The 14,848-nt window shown below is 63.6% G+C and carries 16 protein-coding genes; 7 read left to right on the top strand and 9 right to left on the bottom strand.

All coding sequences use genetic code 11. The features are described 5' to 3' along the window. Position 1: 1 nt before the first annotated feature. The 3 genes from J1M86_RS01055 to J1M86_RS01045 all read right to left on the bottom strand — a co-directional run bounded on the left by J1M86_RS01055 (position 2) and on the right by J1M86_RS01045 (position 1,945). Positions 2–727: a VIT family protein gene (locus J1M86_RS01055; protein ID WP_075840985.1), complete on the bottom strand. Its 726-nt coding sequence runs from the start codon at positions 725–727 to the stop codon at positions 2–4. Then, positions 724–1,215, bottom strand: a complete 492-nt coding sequence (locus tag J1M86_RS01050; protein WP_075840986.1) for a DUF2231 domain-containing protein — start codon at positions 1,213–1,215, stop codon at positions 724–726. Before J1M86_RS01050 ends, J1M86_RS01055 begins: the two co-directional genes overlap by 4 nt. Before the next feature lie 88 nt (positions 1,216–1,303). Next, positions 1,304–1,945, bottom strand: coding sequence for a TetR/AcrR family transcriptional regulator (locus J1M86_RS01045; protein ID WP_206508443.1), 642 nt, complete (start codon positions 1,943–1,945; stop codon positions 1,304–1,306). A gap of 129 nt (positions 1,946–2,074) precedes the next feature. On the opposite strand from J1M86_RS01045, the gene J1M86_RS01040 reads away from it, so the two are divergent. From J1M86_RS01040 to J1M86_RS01030, 3 genes are read left to right on the top strand one after another with little or no spacing between them, the layout of a single operon-like run. Beyond that, positions 2,075–2,710, top strand: coding sequence for a VOC family protein (locus tag J1M86_RS01040; protein ID WP_206508441.1), 636 nt, complete (start codon positions 2,075–2,077; stop codon positions 2,708–2,710). Between the two features lie 14 nt (positions 2,711–2,724). Further along, the gene (locus J1M86_RS01035; RefSeq protein ID WP_206508436.1) at positions 2,725–3,651 is read left to right on the top strand and encodes a fumarylacetoacetate hydrolase family protein; all 927 of its coding nucleotides are present in this window, start codon (positions 2,725–2,727) and stop codon (positions 3,649–3,651) included. Continuing rightward, positions 3,648–5,426 carry an FAD-dependent monooxygenase gene (locus tag J1M86_RS01030; RefSeq protein ID WP_206508433.1) on the top strand — a complete coding sequence of 593 codons (1,779 nt, stop codon included), beginning with the start codon at positions 3,648–3,650 and terminating at the stop codon, positions 5,424–5,426. Before J1M86_RS01035 ends, J1M86_RS01030 begins: the two co-directional genes overlap by 4 nt. Here the strand turns inward: J1M86_RS01030 and J1M86_RS01025 are convergent. From J1M86_RS01025 to J1M86_RS01015, 3 genes are all read right to left on the bottom strand, one after another. Beyond that, complete coding sequence (locus tag J1M86_RS01025; protein ID WP_206508431.1) at positions 5,370–6,029, bottom strand: TetR/AcrR family transcriptional regulator; 660 nt, start codon at positions 6,027–6,029, stop codon at positions 5,370–5,372. The two genes, J1M86_RS01030 and J1M86_RS01025, sit on opposite strands and share 57 nt — an antisense overlap. 20 nt (positions 6,030–6,049) lie before the next feature. Then, positions 6,050–7,543 carry an amidase gene (locus tag J1M86_RS01020; protein ID WP_206508429.1) on the bottom strand — a complete coding sequence of 498 codons (1,494 nt, stop codon included), beginning with the start codon at positions 7,541–7,543 and terminating at the stop codon, positions 6,050–6,052. 71 nt (positions 7,544–7,614) lie between these two features. Next, entirely contained in the window at positions 7,615–8,238 is a 624-nt protein-coding gene (locus J1M86_RS01015; RefSeq protein WP_206508427.1) for an NAD(P)H-dependent oxidoreductase, read from the bottom strand. Positions 8,239–8,314: 76 nt separating this feature from the next. Here J1M86_RS01015 and J1M86_RS01010 point away from each other — a divergent pair, with 76 nt between their 5' ends. The 3 genes from J1M86_RS01010 (at position 8,315) to J1M86_RS01000 (ending at position 10,932) form a co-directional block, all read left to right on the top strand. Next, positions 8,315–8,890 (top strand): TetR/AcrR family transcriptional regulator, encoded by a 576-nt coding sequence (locus J1M86_RS01010; protein ID WP_206508425.1) that lies wholly within the window; start codon positions 8,315–8,317, stop codon positions 8,888–8,890. 99 nt (positions 8,891–8,989) lie between these two features. Continuing rightward, on the top strand, positions 8,990–10,294 hold the full coding sequence (locus tag J1M86_RS01005; RefSeq protein ID WP_206508421.1) for a DUF2254 domain-containing protein: 1,305 nt from the start codon (positions 8,990–8,992) through the stop codon (positions 10,292–10,294). 191 nt (positions 10,295–10,485) lie between these two features. Then, positions 10,486–10,932, top strand: a complete 447-nt coding sequence (locus J1M86_RS01000; protein WP_206508647.1) for an Hsp20/alpha crystallin family protein — start codon at positions 10,486–10,488, stop codon at positions 10,930–10,932. A gap of 98 nt (positions 10,933–11,030) precedes the next feature. Here J1M86_RS01000 and gdhA read toward each other — a convergent pair whose 3' ends face one another. From gdhA to J1M86_RS00985, 3 genes are all read right to left on the bottom strand, one after another. Then, a complete protein-coding gene (gdhA, locus tag J1M86_RS00995) occupies positions 11,031–12,374 on the bottom strand; it encodes an NADP-specific glutamate dehydrogenase (RefSeq protein ID WP_206508419.1) in 1,344 nt (447 codons plus the stop codon). Positions 12,375–12,475: 101 nt separating this feature from the next. Continuing rightward, on the bottom strand, positions 12,476–12,616 hold the full coding sequence (locus J1M86_RS00990) for a hypothetical protein (RefSeq protein ID WP_206508417.1): 141 nt from the start codon (positions 12,614–12,616) through the stop codon (positions 12,476–12,478). A gap of 29 nt (positions 12,617–12,645) precedes the next feature. Then, positions 12,646–14,097: an MDR family MFS transporter gene (locus J1M86_RS00985; protein WP_206508415.1), complete on the bottom strand. Its 1,452-nt coding sequence runs from the start codon at positions 14,095–14,097 to the stop codon at positions 12,646–12,648. Between the two features lie 124 nt (positions 14,098–14,221). On the opposite strand from J1M86_RS00985, the gene J1M86_RS00980 reads away from it, so the two are divergent. Continuing rightward, positions 14,222–14,836 carry a TetR/AcrR family transcriptional regulator gene (locus tag J1M86_RS00980; RefSeq protein ID WP_241259392.1) on the top strand — a complete coding sequence of 205 codons (615 nt, stop codon included), beginning with the start codon at positions 14,222–14,224 and terminating at the stop codon, positions 14,834–14,836. The last annotated feature ends 12 nt before the right edge of the window (positions 14,837–14,848 follow it).

Below are 14,848 nucleotides of genomic sequence, written 5' to 3'. Positions count from 1 at the left end.
TCTAGATTCCCGCGACCCCCACCAGCTGACCGACACCGTAGGTGACGATCATTGCCAGAGCGCCACCGGCGACGATGCGGGTCACCGCGCGTCCGCGGCGGGCGCCGCCCAAAGCGGCGCTGACCGTGCCGGTGAGAGCCAAGGCCCCCAGTACGACGAGGAACGTCAGCGGAATTCGAATGTTCATCGGCGCCAGGAGTATTGCCAGCAGGGGAAGAAGTGCACCGCTGACGAACGCAAGGGCAGAGGACACAGCGGCATGCCACGGGTTGGTCAGAGCATCGGGGTCGATGCCGAGTTCGATGTCGACGTGCGCCGCGAACGGATCGTGTGCGGTGAGCTCGCGAGCCACGGTCCACGAAGTCTCGGTGGAAAGGCCCTTGGCCTGGTACATCTCGGCCAACTCGGCGAGTTCCTGATCGGGCTCGTCGCGGAGTTCTCGCCGCTCCTTGTCCAAGAGTGATCGTTCGGCGTCGCGTTGACTGCTGACGGAGACGTACTCACCGAGCGCCATGGACACCGCACCCGCGATGAGCCCCGCGACGCCAGCTGCGAACACCGGACCTCGGTCGGTGGTCGCAGCAGCGACACCGACTACCAGCCCGGCCGTCGAGACGATTCCGTCGTTCGCGCCGAGAACGCCGGCGCGCAACCAGTTGAGACGACTCGCGAAATTGCCGTGGGGTTCCGCTTCGTGGGGTTCGGGGCCGGTTCGATCGTTTGTCATTCTTCCGAGTCCTCTTGCACAACTTGGGAATCAGCGAAATCGCTCCACGACGCGGTGGCGCCGGTGTCGCCGATACGATACACCTGAACCATCGTCGCTGCTCCAATTACTACGGCGAGCAGTACCACGACCAGCGACTGCCACCGCGGGACCGTTGATTCGCGTCGTTCGCGAAAGTGCAGAAAGACGAGGGCAGCGGCGACCACGACAAGACCCAGTGAGAAGAAAGTCATCGAATCGCCCAGTTCGGCATGGATTTCGACCGCAGCGGTCTCGGGCACCCGCTCCTCCAGCCACTCACCGGCTTCGGTGGTCAGGGGTGTGAGAATCAGGGTGATGACCGCGAGCGCGGCGATGAGCCACACGAGTCGACTTCGCACCGGCTGAAAGATGCTCGCACCGATCGCAAGGATAGCCGTCAGTGGTGCGAGAACGACGATGAAATGGACCAGCAAGATATGTACAGGTAGGCCGTTGAACGTCGACACGCGAACTCCTTGTTGTCCGGGGGCGCCGAATCGCACCGGTTTTATGCTACACGGCGTGTAGTAGTTGCGCCGGGTGCAACTGCGCCGACTATTCGGTCGCCGGCTCGCTACCTCCGCGGCTACGACGCGTTGCGGAATCGACCACCGCCTCGAACGCATCGACCACCAACGAGACCAACTCGTCGAGATCGACACCAGCAGAATCGAAATAGACATCCGCGGTTCGATCGAGAAAGCCGGTCCATCCGGAGATCGCAGCGCTCACCAGTGGAGGCTGCGGATCCGGGAGGTTGACCATCCTCGCTATCTGGCGTTCACCCTCGGCCCGCGCCTGCCTCAACGCGGTTTCGACACCGCTGTCGCCGAGTTCGTCCTCCCGGACGACGCGTACATACAAGGCGCGGTGATCTCGAAGAAATTCGATGTGACGTCGCACGAAACCCTCGAGGCGGGCCCGCTCGGTTCGCTCCTCGTCCAGGGGGTCCTGGGCCTGCGTCAACTTCGACAGCACGTGCGCCAGGGCGGCTGCAACCAGGCCGTGCTTGTCTGTGAAGTAGTAGAAGAGCAGTCCGTGTGCCACGCCTGCGCGACGGGATATCGCCGCCGCGCTGATGTCGGAACTGCCTTCGGACATCAGCTCGATGGCTGCGTCGATCAGGGCCTGACGACGGTCTCGTCGAGGGCGGGCGCGCCGAGACTGCTCAGAACCGGAGGATGCGTTCGGTGACACCAACGCCACAGTAGTGCACCGACAGGCGTGTGATCTCAGAGAAAATTGACTATCAATCAATATATTGACTGGCAGTCAAAGTCTCCGTAGCCTCGGTCGCACACAACGATCACCAGGAAAGGTCGTTCAATGAGCACGACGCAGGACGCGCAGAGTCGGAAGCCGCCACGGTTGGCTCCTGACTACATTGCGCACTGGGTGGTCAAGTCCACCCGCACCGAGCAGATGGTGCGGTGGTACGGAGTGGTCTTCGGTGCCGAGATCGCGTACCAGGACGATGGGATCACGTTTCTGACCTGGGACGACGAGTCTCATCGTCTCGCCATCATCGCCGTCCCCAAGCCCTTGAGGTTCATGTTTCCGCTGGCCAAGCTCCGGCGTAAGGCATACGGGATCGACCACATCGCTCTGACGTTCGTCTCGCTGGAGCGACTGCTGGAGAACTATGTGCGACTCAAGCGTGAGGGCATCTTCCCTGTGTGGTCGATCAACCACGGGCCCACGATCTCGCTCTACTACGAAGATCCCGATGGAATCCGCCTCGAGTTTCAGGTCGAGAACTTCGATCCCGAGAACACTGCCGCATTCTTCTTCACCGAGGAGTTCGCGAAGAATCCGATCGGCGTCAACATCGACCCCGACTACCTGCTCAGCCGGCTCCGCAACGGCGCAACCCATGAGGAACTGCGCCGACGCGAGGCCGGAACCCGACCGGGGCGCGCTGTGATTGCGAACAAGAAGACCATCACTCCGAAAACTCTGTAGGGGGATCGTAAGTCATGCCTGTCAACATCATTCGAACCATCGACAGCTGGTGGCGTCTCGACGGTGACCTCGCAGTTCGGATCGACACCGCCGCGCACACCACCCGCGAGCTACTGGCCGACCGCGAAGCCATCGATGCTGCGTCGGGTACGGGGACGCACCTCGCCGAGCTCGAGCTGGTCTCGCCCATCACTACCCCGTGCCGTGTGGTGGCGCAGCTGCTCAACTATCGGTCGCACGCGATCGATGCCGGTTCGGATCCGAAGACTCTCCAGCCCACCTTCTTTCGCAAGTCCTCGGCCTCGATCAGCGGCCCGAACGATCCCATTCGTCAGCCACCTGAGGTCGCTCTTCTGGATTACGAGATCGAACTGGGCGTCGTCGTCGGTGCGGACATCCCGATCGGAACGACGGTCACCGACGACAATCTGTCGGCGTACGTCGCGGGCTTCGTCGTCGCGAACGACGTCTCGGCACGAGAGATTCAGCTGACCAAAGTGCAGGTGTACGAAAGCAAGTCGTATCCCACCTTCACCCCGCTCGGGCCGCGCCTGGTACTCCTGGACAACGACGAACTGCGTCGGCTGCCGGAGTTGCACATGACGCTGGCGGTGAACGGAGAGACCCGCCAGGATCAGACCATCGGCAACGACCTCATCACCCCACCAGCGGATGCACTCACCAGGTTGGCCCGCTTCCAGAACATGACTGCAGGCGACGTACTGCTCACCGGAACCCCGATCGGAACCGCCATCTCGGCACCATCGAAGGTCATACAGAAGATCGGTGAACTGATCCCGCCTGATCTGAAATGGAAGTTCTTCTTCGCACGACAAGCGAAGAATCCGAAGTACCTTTCCGTCGACGACGTCGTGACCGCCACCATTCGAACCGCAGACGGTTCGATCGACCTGGGTACACAGGAGACCGTAGTCCGATGACCGCCTCGATCGTCATCGTCGGCGCCGGGCCCGCCGGTACCACGGCCGCACTTCTGCTGGCACGCAGAGGTATTCGAAGTATCCTGGTGGAGCGCCGCAGCAGCCCACTGTTCCATCCCGCCGCGCACGTGATCAACGCCCGCACGCTCGAGATATGGAACGAATACAGCCCCGAACTGGCGAAGTCGATCGCAGCGATGTCGCCACCGCACGAGACCGTCAATCTGATCAGCTGGTACGGCGGCCTGTCCGACGAGACCATCGGCTCGATCGACCTGCTTTCCGATCCCGAGCGCAAAGCCGCCGTCGAGAGCCAGAGCCCGTTCATGGTCTCGCACATCGGGCAACACATTCTGATGCCCGCGCTGTGGGACGCTGTCGAAGCCGAGCCACTGATCGAGTTCAGGCGCGGTGTGAGCGTGCAGTCCGTCGAAAGCTTCGCCACTGATGCCCGCGTCACTCTGGCAGGAGTACCTTCAGAGTTGCGGGCCCAGTACGTACTCGCCTGCGACGGCGCGAACAGTGCGATACGCGAGGCGGCCGGAATTGCATTGTCCGGCCCCGTGCTGGCAAACATGGGCAGCGCGTTCTTTACATCCAAAACTCTGTTTCCCGACGACGCCCGGCCGCTGCTGAGTTGGATCTACACCCCCGATCTGTGTGGCGTCCTGATCGCGCACGCCGACCACCGCTACATTCTGATGACCGCGTACCTGCATCCGGACCAGGAGATCGCTGTGAACAGCCGCGGCTTCTGGCGCAAGATGTTGCCGAAGGTGCTGGGCGACAATGAATTCGATCTCGAGTCGACGGGTGCATGGGTGATGACCTCGCAGACCGCCGACCGTTTCCGGAGTGGTCGCCTCCTCCTGCTCGGTGACGCGGCACATCGCTTCCCCCACACTGGCGGGTTCGGCCTCAATTCGGGCGTCCAGGACGCGCACAATGTGGTGTGGAAGCTCGACGCTGTCCTCTCCGGCACTGCCTCGCCGTCCCTACTGGACACCTACGACACCGAGCGCCGCCCGGTGGTGGAGAAGTTTGCCGAACAGAGCGTGACGAACCACTTCCGCATGGACGCCATCGGCAAGAAGGTGGGCATCACCAACGAGATGTTGGCGCGCGCCACCGCGGCCATGAGTCGGCCACCACTGAACAAGATCTCCGGTCGATTGCTTGCTCCACTCGCCACCGCCGCGACCCGTATGCAGATGAACCGCTCACGATTGCTGAGACCGGACGTCCCCGGCTCGGCCCGGCTGCGGCAGCAGATCGCCGACGCAATTCCGCTCCAGGTGGAGCACTTCGTGTCCACCGGCTTGCAGTTCGGCTACCTTTACAGCAGTCCGTTGATCGCCGGGGACCCCACCACGAAGCCCGCAGAGGACGTGGTCGACTACGTGCCCACGACGTACCCGGGTGCCCGGTTGCCACATGCGGTTCTCTCGGTCGATGGAACGCTCGTTTCGGCCCATGACGTGCTTGATCCGAATTCGTTGTCGCTGTTCACCTTTGATGGCGGTTCATGGTCGCCGGTGGTGGAGGATATCGCAGACCTCGGACCAGGCGTATCGCTCGTTGCCGTCGATGCGCCCACCGGAATCGATCGTGACTCTCTGATCGCACTGTACGAGGTCGGTGACGTAGGTGCTGTGCTCGTCCGTCCCGACGGCCATGTGGCTTGGCGTACAACGATGTCGGCGGAGGACGCCCGGCACTCACTGGTCGGCTTCCTGAGCCGGCAGTGGGGTGCCTACTTCACCGAGTGCGCCTGAGTATCCACCGCACACCTTGTCCGCGAACAGGTCCAAGGCGTCGTCGACTCGGTCTTGGTCGGCGGTCACCGCGAGGTCCAGTTGTAGGCCGCGGATCTGGGCGAGAACCGAGGTGGCCAGCGTGCGGGCTCGGGCGGGGGAGTGGCCGTCGGCGAGGAATCGTTCCGCGAGCGGCGAGAGGAAGTCCTCGACGAGCAAGGTGGCCGATCTTCCCAAGGGGTCACCCTCGCCTCGGCGAGCAGCGATGAGGGCGAACAGGAGCGCGAACTGCCGCCGCTCGGCGGGTTCGCACAGCAGTCGCCACAGCCGCCGCAACTCGTCGGCGATCGAACCGTTCGACGGACCATCAGCGAAATGCGTCTCGATACGCGCCAGCAAGTCGAGCCGGATCTTGTCGACGATCTCCACCAGCAGCAGATCCTTCGACTCGAAGTGACGCAGCAACGTGGCGTGTGTGACGCCGACTGCCTCTGCCGCCTGCCGCAGTGACCAGTCGAGAGTGCCTTTCTCCAAGACGAATTCGGTGATTCGCGCGAGCAGCTCGGGACGGCGATGCTGATGTCGCAGCGTTCGCCCGTCCGATCCCGTGCTCGTAGTGTTCATGCCGGGATGGTAGCCGTGAGTCACACGGTTTTCGAGATCTGCGGGCGACGGTCGAACCAGGGGCGCGCTTGTTCGAGCTGGGCGGCCAGCTGCAGCAGCAGGGCCTCGTCGCCGAGTTGGCCGGTGAACTGCGCGCCCATCGGAAGGCCGTCCGGTGTCCAATGCATCGGAACAGTCAGTGCCGGACGTCCCGTCAGATTCGCCAGCTGCGTGTACGGAACCCAACGCAGGTTCTTGTCGATCATCTGCTCGACGAGGGGGGCGTGTCGCAGGAAGCCGGCGGTGCGCGTCTTGAGCAGCAGCGACCCCGCCCGGCGCTGAAGCATCGGAGTGTCCAATTCTCCGATGCGCGGCGGCAGATCCGCCAGCGTCGGCGTCAGGAGTAGATCGTACGTTTCGAAGTACGTCGACAGTCGCCGCGTGTGGTCGTGGCGACGCGCGACCGCGTCGACATAGTCCACGCTGGGTGTGGCCCGTCCTATGGCGGCAATGATTCTGGTGTCGAATTCGAAACTGTCTTCGCTGCAACCTGTTCGACGCTTCGCCTCGTCCAACTCCCAGGCCAGGACGACGAACCACGTCAACAGGAAGTCGCGGGCAAGCGCCTCGTCGTCGAACGGCGGGCTGTCGAGGATGTCGACATGGTGGCCGAGGTCCTCGAGTGTTTTCGCCGTTGCCTCGACGGCTGCGACCGACTCCGGATGAGGGTTGGGGTTGATCGACGATTTCACGCACAGGCCGATTCGGAGGCCGCGCGGCGCGTCGTCCAACCGGGAGAGGAACGATTCGTCTGGGATGGCAGGCTGGAACGGGCCGCTGGTTTCGCCGCCCTCGAGTACGTCGAGCATGGCTGCGGTATCGCGTACCGACCGTGAGACGACGCCCTGAACTGCTGCGCCGTGCATCATTTCGCCGAGAGCCGGGCCCATCGGCAGGAGGCCGCGACTCGGCTTGAGGCCGACGAGACCGCAGCACGCAGCGGGTATGCGGATGGATCCGCCGCCGTCGTTGGCCCCCGCCACCGGAACGATCCCGGCTGCGACTGCCGCGGCGGATCCTCCGGACGATCCGCCCGGCGTACGACCGAGATCCCAAGGGTTGTGCGCCGGACCGAACAGTTCGGGCTCGGTGATCCCCTTCGCCCCGAACTCCGGGGTGTTCGTCTTCCCGAAGATGACGAGGCCGGCGTCCAGCCATCGCTGTACGACGGTCGAATGCTCGGTCGCCGGGGTGGTGGCAAGCGAGGCGGAACCGCTGCTCGACGGAAGTCCGGCGACATCCTGGGCGAGATCCTTGACGAGAAACGGCACCCCGGCGAAAGGCCCGGTGAGCTCGTGATTCACGCGTTCGCGTGCCTGCGTCTGCATCGGCCGCACGATGGCGTTGAGTGCCGGGTTGACCGCCTCGGCTTGCCGGGTCGCGGCGTCGAGCAACTCGGTGGGCGTTACCTGACCGGTCTGCACGAGTTCGGCGAGACCGAGTGCATCGAAACGCTGGTATTCATCGGGGCGCATGCTGATGCAGCGTATCCGTGCGCCGAGATATGTCAACCACTTGGTTTGGATATATCGGACTTCTCTCGCAACTACGAGTAGGCAGCCGTACCGACGCGTTCGAGACCGGCGACGCGCGCGGCGATGTTCTCGCTGAGGTCGCGGACTTCTGCGGCGAGGGCGCCGCGAGACTTGGTATCCGATTCGTGCACGAAGGTGGTCGATCCGACCGTGGCACCGCAGTATTCGACGATTCCGCGTTCGATCTGTGTCCGGAAAGCCTCGTAGACACCGTGGCGTTCGAAGCTCTCTGCGTCGTCACCTGCCACCGGGATCAGGTGGACGGTGAGGCGGTCCAGTTTCTTCTCGAATGCGCTTCCCGAGGTGAATTCGTAGGCCCAGCCGGCAACGAAGACGCGGTCGATCCAGCCTTTGAGCAGTGCGGGCATCGACCACCAGTACATCGGGAACACGAGAATCAGGTGGTCTGCGCGATCGATTCGTTCCTGCTCGGCCAGTACATCTGCGGGGGCATCGGCCTTGCCTTTGAAGAGTGCCAGATCGGCCTCGGTGAACCGCGGATCGAAGTTCTCGGCAGCGAGGTCGGCGATTTCGACGATGCCGCCTGCGGCGTGGATCGCATCGGAAGTGGCTCGGGCAACGTGGTGGGTCAAGGAGTTGGGGTCGGGGTGGGACACTACGACGAGGCTGGTCATGGAAGGTCCTTCTGTTGGCCAACGGATATATACCAAGAGTAGGTTACTTTTAGTACATAGCGCAAGGAGGTGTCCGATGGTTCGGACGAGACTGTCCCGCGCCGACAGATACGAGCAACTGATCGACGTGTCCTGGGGTCTGGTGCGAGAGGAGGGCGCGGATGCTCTGACGCTGGGTCGGCTTGCGGAACGTGCCGGTGTCGCGAAGCCGGTGGTGTACAGCCACTTCGCCTCGCGCGCCGACCTTCTGGCCTCGCTTTTTCGGGAGTTCGACGATCGCCAAACGGCAATGCTCGAGGAGTACCTCGAAGCCGCTGAGGAGTCCTTGGTCGGGCGAGCGAATGCCATCGCAAACTCGTACGTGGGGTGTTCGTTGGCTCAGGGGCGTGAACTCACGGGGGTGCTGGCCGCGCTGGAAGGTTCGCCGGAGCTCGAGCAAGTCAAACGTGAGTCCGAGCAGGCCTACTCCGACCGATGTCGGACGATCCTCGCGCCTGTCTGCAGTGCAGACCGGTTGACGCAGCCATCGATGACGGCAATTTTCGGTGCTGCGGAGGCGCTTTCGCAGGCGGCGGTATCGGGAGCGCTCTCGGCCGACCAAGCGAAGGATGAACTCGCGACGCTGATCGTTGCGGTCATCGGCAAGACCTGAAGCTGCGAGTTTGCCGCTCGGCCGCAGCGCAGTCGGATATCGTCGGCTGGGCTGCGAAAATGTGTGCCGACTGACGAACTACGACTCGACGGACAACCTATGACGGCATTTCGAACACAGATCCTGCGCGCCCGTGAGTCGTTCTGGTTCCTGCCCGCGCTGCTGGGAATCGCCGCGCTCGTGCTGGCCCAGTCGTTGATCTATCTCGACCGCTTCATCGACGACAAGCAGCTCGGCGGGTGGGGCTTTCTGCTGTACCGGGTCGGTGCGAGCGGCAGTCGCGACATTCTCGGCGCCATCGGCGGATCGATGCTGGCGGTGGCGGCGACTTCGTTCTCGATCACGATTGCGGTGTTGGCCACGGCGAGCTCGACATACGGTCCGCGACTGGTTCGGAACTTCATGTCCGACAGAGGCAATCAGTTCGTCCTGGGCATCTTCGGGGCCACCTTCCTGTACAGCTTGATGGTTCTGCGCTCCATTCGTTCCGAATCGGGCGATGGGGTGAGCTTCGTCCCCGACATCGCGGTCAACGTGGCCGTACTCCTCGCTGTCATCGACGTGGCGGTTCTCGTCTACTTCATCCATCACATCGCCGACTCCATCCAGGTTTCGACGCTGTCGGCGCGGGTGCGCGGAGAGCTCGTGGCGGTCATCGACGCCATGTACCCGAAGGACTCGCCCGACGCCGCCACCGAGGCGCGTGCGTTGCCCGGTACCGCCGTCGATGTGGACTCCGAGGCTTCGGGCTTCGTCGTCAGAATCGACGAACAGGCGTTGGTCGTGGCCGCATGCAAAGCGGACAGCGTCGTCGAACTGCGTGTTCGTGCCGGAAGTCATGTGATCGAAGGAGAATGCATAGCCGCAGTCAGCGGCAATACCGGCGACGAGATCGCGAAAGAAATTCGCGGCGCCGTGGTTCTGGGCAATACCCGCACACCGACGCAGGATATCGAGTTCGCGGTTCAGCAGCTCACCGAGATGGCAGTGCGGGCGATGTCGCCGAGCACCAACGACCCGTACACAGCCCGCAACGCACTCGCCGAACTTGCCGTCGGCCTGGTGCCGCTGAGCACCCGTCCCAGGCCTCTGCTCGGCCGCAACGATGGCGACGGGAACTATCGGTTGACGATCTCGCGTGCGAGCGTCTCGGAACTGGTCGACCAAGTCTTCGACGCAATTCGTCAGTACGGGCTCGGCAACCCGCTGGCCGTGATCGCCGCGGTCGAACTGGGCGAGCGGATCGGCTTGGCGACCGTTCACCAGGAGGTTCGCGGAGCCGTGGTGAAGCAGCTGGCGGCTTTGCGCAACGCGTACGGGTCGGCAGAGGTGGACTCGGTCGATGCGGACAAATGCCGGCTGCGCATCGACGCGGCTACCTCGGCGATCACCGCGAAAGCCTGATCCGGCACGTGTTTTCCGTGCAGTCGGTCCCGAAGGGCTGGACGGGCAACCCTGCCGCACATCATCATTGGCCGAAAATTTCTGCCGAAGAACTCTTGGCACTCGGTGGGTGCGAGTGCTAATTTATGACTCGCACAGTGAAGAGCGATCCGCCACAGGGGCGGGTGCATCGGTTGCAGGAGGTGGTTGCTGTGCTTCGCTTCGATCCGTTCCGTGACCTCGATTCACTCACCGCGAACATGCTCGGTGCGTCGTCAGGTTCGGACCGTGCCCCACGGTTCATGCCGATGGATCTCTACAAGGTCGATGATCACTATGTTCTCAGTGCCGATCTGCCGGGTGTCGACCCGGGTTCGATCGATGTCGACGTCGATCGCGGGACGCTGACCATCACCGCGCATCGCACGGCCCCGGGTAGCGAAGGGGTGCAATGGCTCTCGTCCGAGCGGTTCGCGGGAACCTACCGGCGTCAGCTGTCTCTCGGGGAAGGAGTCGACCCCGACCGCATCTCGGCCTCCTACGACAACGGCGTCCTGTCGGTCACCATCCCACTTGCTGAGCGTGCGAAGCCGCGCCGAGTCGATATCGCCCGCGCCGATGACAAGGGAACCCGGACCATCGAGGCGCAGTCCACCTGATCTGTTTGCTCTCCCGCGTTTCCGTCAGCGCAGCCTGACACGTACGACATGCAAATACCTGCACGGAAGCTCCAACCCGTGCAGGTATTTCGTGTGTCCTAGATGACGCCTTGCGCGATCATTGCGCCGGCGACGGTGATGAAGCCGGAGATATTCGCGCCGTGCACGTAGTCTCCGGGCATCCCGAACTCCTCGGCCGTCTCCACGGCACGGCTGTGGATCTTGCCCATGATGTCGGCGAGCCGGTCGTCGGTGTACTGGAAGGCCCAGGAATCGCGGGATGCGTTCTGCTGCATCTCGAGTGCCGATGTCGCCACACCGCCGGCGTTGGCCGCCTTGCCCGGCGCGAAGGCGACGCCGGCGTCTCGAAGCACCTTGACCGCGGCCGGTGTCGTCGGCATGTTCGCGCCCTCGGCGACTACGCTGACGCCGTTCTTCACGAGCGCGGTTGCGGCCTTGTCGTCGAGTTCGTTTTCGGTCGCCGACGGTAGGGCAACGTCGCACGGTACGTCCCATATCGACCCGTTCGCGGTGAAGCTCGCATGCGAGTGGGCGTCGACGTACTCGCTGATGCGGCCGCGTCGCACCTGCTTGATGTCCTCGAGGACCTCGAGGTCGATGCCCTTGGGGTCGACGATGTATCCGGACGAGTCCGAACAAGCGACGACGTGGCCGCCGAGCTGCTGGATCTTTTCGATTGCGTAGATCGCGACGTTGCCGGACCCGGACACGACCACCCGTGTGCCGTCCAGTGATCGGTTGTGGGTCTCCAGCATGTAGTTGACGAAATATGCCGCGCCGTAGCCGGTCGCTTCGCGCCGCACCTGCGACCCGCCCCATCCGGTGCCCTTGCCGGTGAGTACCCCGGACTCGTAGCGGTTCGTCAGCCGCTTGTACTGGCCGAAGAGAAAACCGATCTCACGCGCGCCGACGCCGATATCGCCTGCCGGAACGTCCGTGTGTTCTCCGATGTGGCTGTGCAGTTCGGTCATGAACGACTGGCAGAAGCGCATGACCTCGGCCTCCGACCGTCCCTTGGGGTCGAAGTCCGAGCCGCCCTTGCCGCCGCCGATCGGCAGACCCGTCAGCGCATTCTTGAAGATCTGCTCGAATCCGAGGAACTTCACGATTCCCAGGTTGACGCTGGGATGAAACCGCAAGCCACCCTTGTAGGGGCCGAGGACGCTGTTGTACTGCACCCGGAAGCCACGGTTGACGTGCACGGCGCCGCTGTCGTCGGTCCACGGCACCCGAAAGATGATCTGACGCTCCGGCTCGCACAGGCGCTCGATGAGTCCGGCGTCGGCGTAGTGGGGATGGCGATCGAGCACGACGTGCAGCGAATCGAAGACTTCGGCGGTCGCCTGGTGGAACTCGGGTTCACCGGCATTCCGTGTGCGGACCTGCTCGTAGATCGATTCCACTAATTCGCGGGTGGACACAGGGTTCGCCTAACTGCCGGTGGATAAAGGACATACCGGACCACGCTGACAATTGTCATCGACAATGGTCCTCGGACTTCGAAGTGCGGATCGTGCTGCAGTCAGTCCTCGGTGAGCTCGGGGGCCAGCTCACGCGTCGCCATTCCGCCGTCCTTGCCGGTGTCGGTGGGGCCGGGGTGACCGGCCTTCGGCTCGTCATAGTCGTCGCTGTTGTCGTTCTTGTCCTGCTCATTTGTCGTCATCGGGGGCGGATAACCGTTCGCCCACGATTTCAACCCGGCTGCGATGTTGGCTTGCGAATGAAGAAGGACGCTGCGACCGCGATGAGCGAGACGACGCCACCGCATAGGAAGGCAGTGTGGATTCCGTCCTGGTTCGCAGCGACGTCCCCGACTCCCGAGGCGATCCGTGAGGTGGCCGTCGTCGACATGACGGTGACGAACAGGGCCGTGCCAGCCGCACCGGCCAGCTGCTGAATGGTGCTGAAGATTGCGCTGCCGTGGGAGTAGTACTGCGGCGGCAGCGACCCGAGGGACGAGGTCATCAGCGGCGTCATGATCGTCGCGAGCCCGATCATGAGGATGCAGTGGATGGCGACGACCATCGGGAGCGCGGAATCGGCGTCGAGCAGCGTCATCAGCCACAGCGCGAGGCTGACGACGATCGAGCCGGGGATGACGAGAGGTCGCGGTCCGACGCGGTCGAACACCCGACCGACGAACGGCGCGAGCACGCCCATCGCCAGCCCGCCGGGAAGCAGCAGCAGACCGGTCGTCAGAGTGTCGAGGCCGCGGATGTTCTGGAGGTAGAGCGGCAGCAGGATAAGCGCCCCGAACAGGGCCATCATGGAAATCGTGAGCATGCCGAGTCCGATGCTGAACGTCGGCGTCGAGAACGGGCGCAGGTTCAGCAGGGCGCGGTCGGAGTCCTGGCGCGCAATCTGCCTTTGCACGAACACAGCGAGCGCGACGGCGCCCACGACGAGCGGGATCCATACCGGAACCGAGGAGCCCTCCGCCGAATGCCCGATGCTGCTCAGGCCGTAGACGAGACCGCCGAAGGCGAGGGCCGAGAGCACGACCGACGCGGCGTCGAACGAGGGCTTGCTGGTGGGTGTCACGTTCTTGACCAAGCGGAATCCGACGGCGAACGCGACCAGCGCGATCGGTAGAACCAGCCAGAACATCCAGCGCCAATCCAGTGCCTGCAGGATGATGCCGGAGATCGTGGGGCCTATCGCGGGTGCGACGGCGATGACGATGGAGATCACGCCCATCATGCGGCCGCGGCGGTGGGCTGGCACCAGATTGAGCACGGTGTTCATCAGCAGCGGCAGCATCAGGGCGGTGCCGCTGGCTTGGACGATGCGCCCGGTCAGGAGCAGTTCGAACCCCGGTGCGGTCGCGGCGAACAACGTTCCCACGGTGAAGAGCGACATCGATGCCACGAATACCTGACGCAGCGTGAACCGCTGGAACAGGAAGCCGGTGGTGGGGATGACGACGGCCATGGTGAGCATGAATCCGGTGGTCAACCACTGTGCGGTGGTCGCGGTGATGGAGAGGTCGGTCATCAGGCGCGGCAGCGCGACGCTCATGATCGTCTCGTTGAGGATCATCACGAAGGAGGACACCACGAGGATGCCGATGAGCAGGCCGGCGCCGGGTGGTAGCTCCGAGGTGCCGGTCTGGCTCTTCGATGAGTCGATCGCGTCTGTCTGCATGTCTGTCGATGATCCTTCTGGAAACTGCGGGCGAAGTGGGTGTTGATAGTTTGAGTTCAATTGACAGTGACTGTCAACATGATTTCCGCTGGTAAGTTGGCGCCAACGAAAAGGAGTGGTCGTGATGGACCCGAACGTGCCGGACCTTCGAGAGCGTCGGCGCCGCGAGACCCGCCACGAGATATCCCTCGCTGCGCTCGATCTGTTCGAGCAGCGCGGTGTCGCTGCTACCACCGTCGACGAGATCGCGAAAGCGGCGGGAGTTTCCGCGAGCACCTTCTTTCGGCATTTCAAGACGAAGGAGGAGTCGATCCTCGCTGTCGACCTCGAGATCGACGCGGAGATCGACGCGTGGCTCGAGGCCGTTGCGCCGCCCGAGGTCGACCTGGCCGGCATGGAGGCGATCTACGCCCGCGCCGCGGCTCGCCTCGTCGAGGCCTCGGACGGGATCAAGAGTCGTGTCCTGCGCACACGTCGGCTGATCGTGGGCGACGCACACCTGCGCTCGGCGGCGATGGCCCTCGACGCGACTACTCTGTGCCGACTGGCGGACGTGGTCGCCGACAAACTCGGGGGCCGTGAGTTCCTTACGCCCGCCCGGTTGCTCGTCGAGGCGGCCGGAATGACACTGCGGATCGCGTTCGACGAGTGGGCCACCCGCGTCGATGCGGGCGAGGACGCCGATTTCGGCGAGATCTATGCAAACGCGCGGGCCGAACTACGCCGCGTGGTGCGCTGACGAAGGGTGCGC

The sequence above is a fragment of the Rhodococcus sp. KRD197 genome (assembly GCF_017168235.1).
In the GTDB taxonomy this organism is placed as follows: domain Bacteria; phylum Actinomycetota; class Actinomycetes; order Mycobacteriales; family Mycobacteriaceae; genus Rhodococcoides.
The sequence above is the reverse complement of the archived record's forward strand: the minus strand, read 5'-3'. Positions and strand labels throughout refer to the sequence as shown.

Coding starts and splice junctions, on each gene's coding strand:
- J1M86_RS00980 (WP_241259392.1), top strand. CDS start 14,222: ATGGACCCGAACGTGCCGGACCTTCGAGAGCGTCGGCGCCGCGAGACC.
- J1M86_RS01020 (WP_206508429.1), bottom strand. CDS start 7,543: ATGCGCCCCGATGAATACCAGCGTTTCGATGCACTCGGTCTCGCCGAA.
- J1M86_RS01010 (WP_206508425.1), top strand. CDS start 8,315: ATGGTTCGGACGAGACTGTCCCGCGCCGACAGATACGAGCAACTGATC.
- J1M86_RS01055 (WP_075840985.1), bottom strand. CDS start 727: ATGACAAACGATCGAACCGGCCCCGAACCCCACGAAGCGGAACCCCAC.
- J1M86_RS01035 (WP_206508436.1), top strand. CDS start 2,725: ATGCCTGTCAACATCATTCGAACCATCGACAGCTGGTGGCGTCTCGAC.
- J1M86_RS01005 (WP_206508421.1), top strand. CDS start 8,990: ATGACGGCATTTCGAACACAGATCCTGCGCGCCCGTGAGTCGTTCTGG.
- J1M86_RS01040 (WP_206508441.1), top strand. CDS start 2,075: ATGAGCACGACGCAGGACGCGCAGAGTCGGAAGCCGCCACGGTTGGCT.
- J1M86_RS01015 (WP_206508427.1), bottom strand. CDS start 8,238: ATGACCAGCCTCGTCGTAGTGTCCCACCCCGACCCCAACTCCTTGACC.
- J1M86_RS01025 (WP_206508431.1), bottom strand. CDS start 6,029: ATGAACACTACGAGCACGGGATCGGACGGGCGAACGCTGCGACATCAG.
- J1M86_RS00985 (WP_206508415.1), bottom strand. CDS start 14,097: ATGCAGACAGACGCGATCGACTCATCGAAGAGCCAGACCGGCACCTCG.
- J1M86_RS00990 (WP_206508417.1), bottom strand. CDS start 12,616: ATGACGACAAATGAGCAGGACAAGAACGACAACAGCGACGACTATGAC.
- J1M86_RS01030 (WP_206508433.1), top strand. CDS start 3,648: ATGACCGCCTCGATCGTCATCGTCGGCGCCGGGCCCGCCGGTACCACG.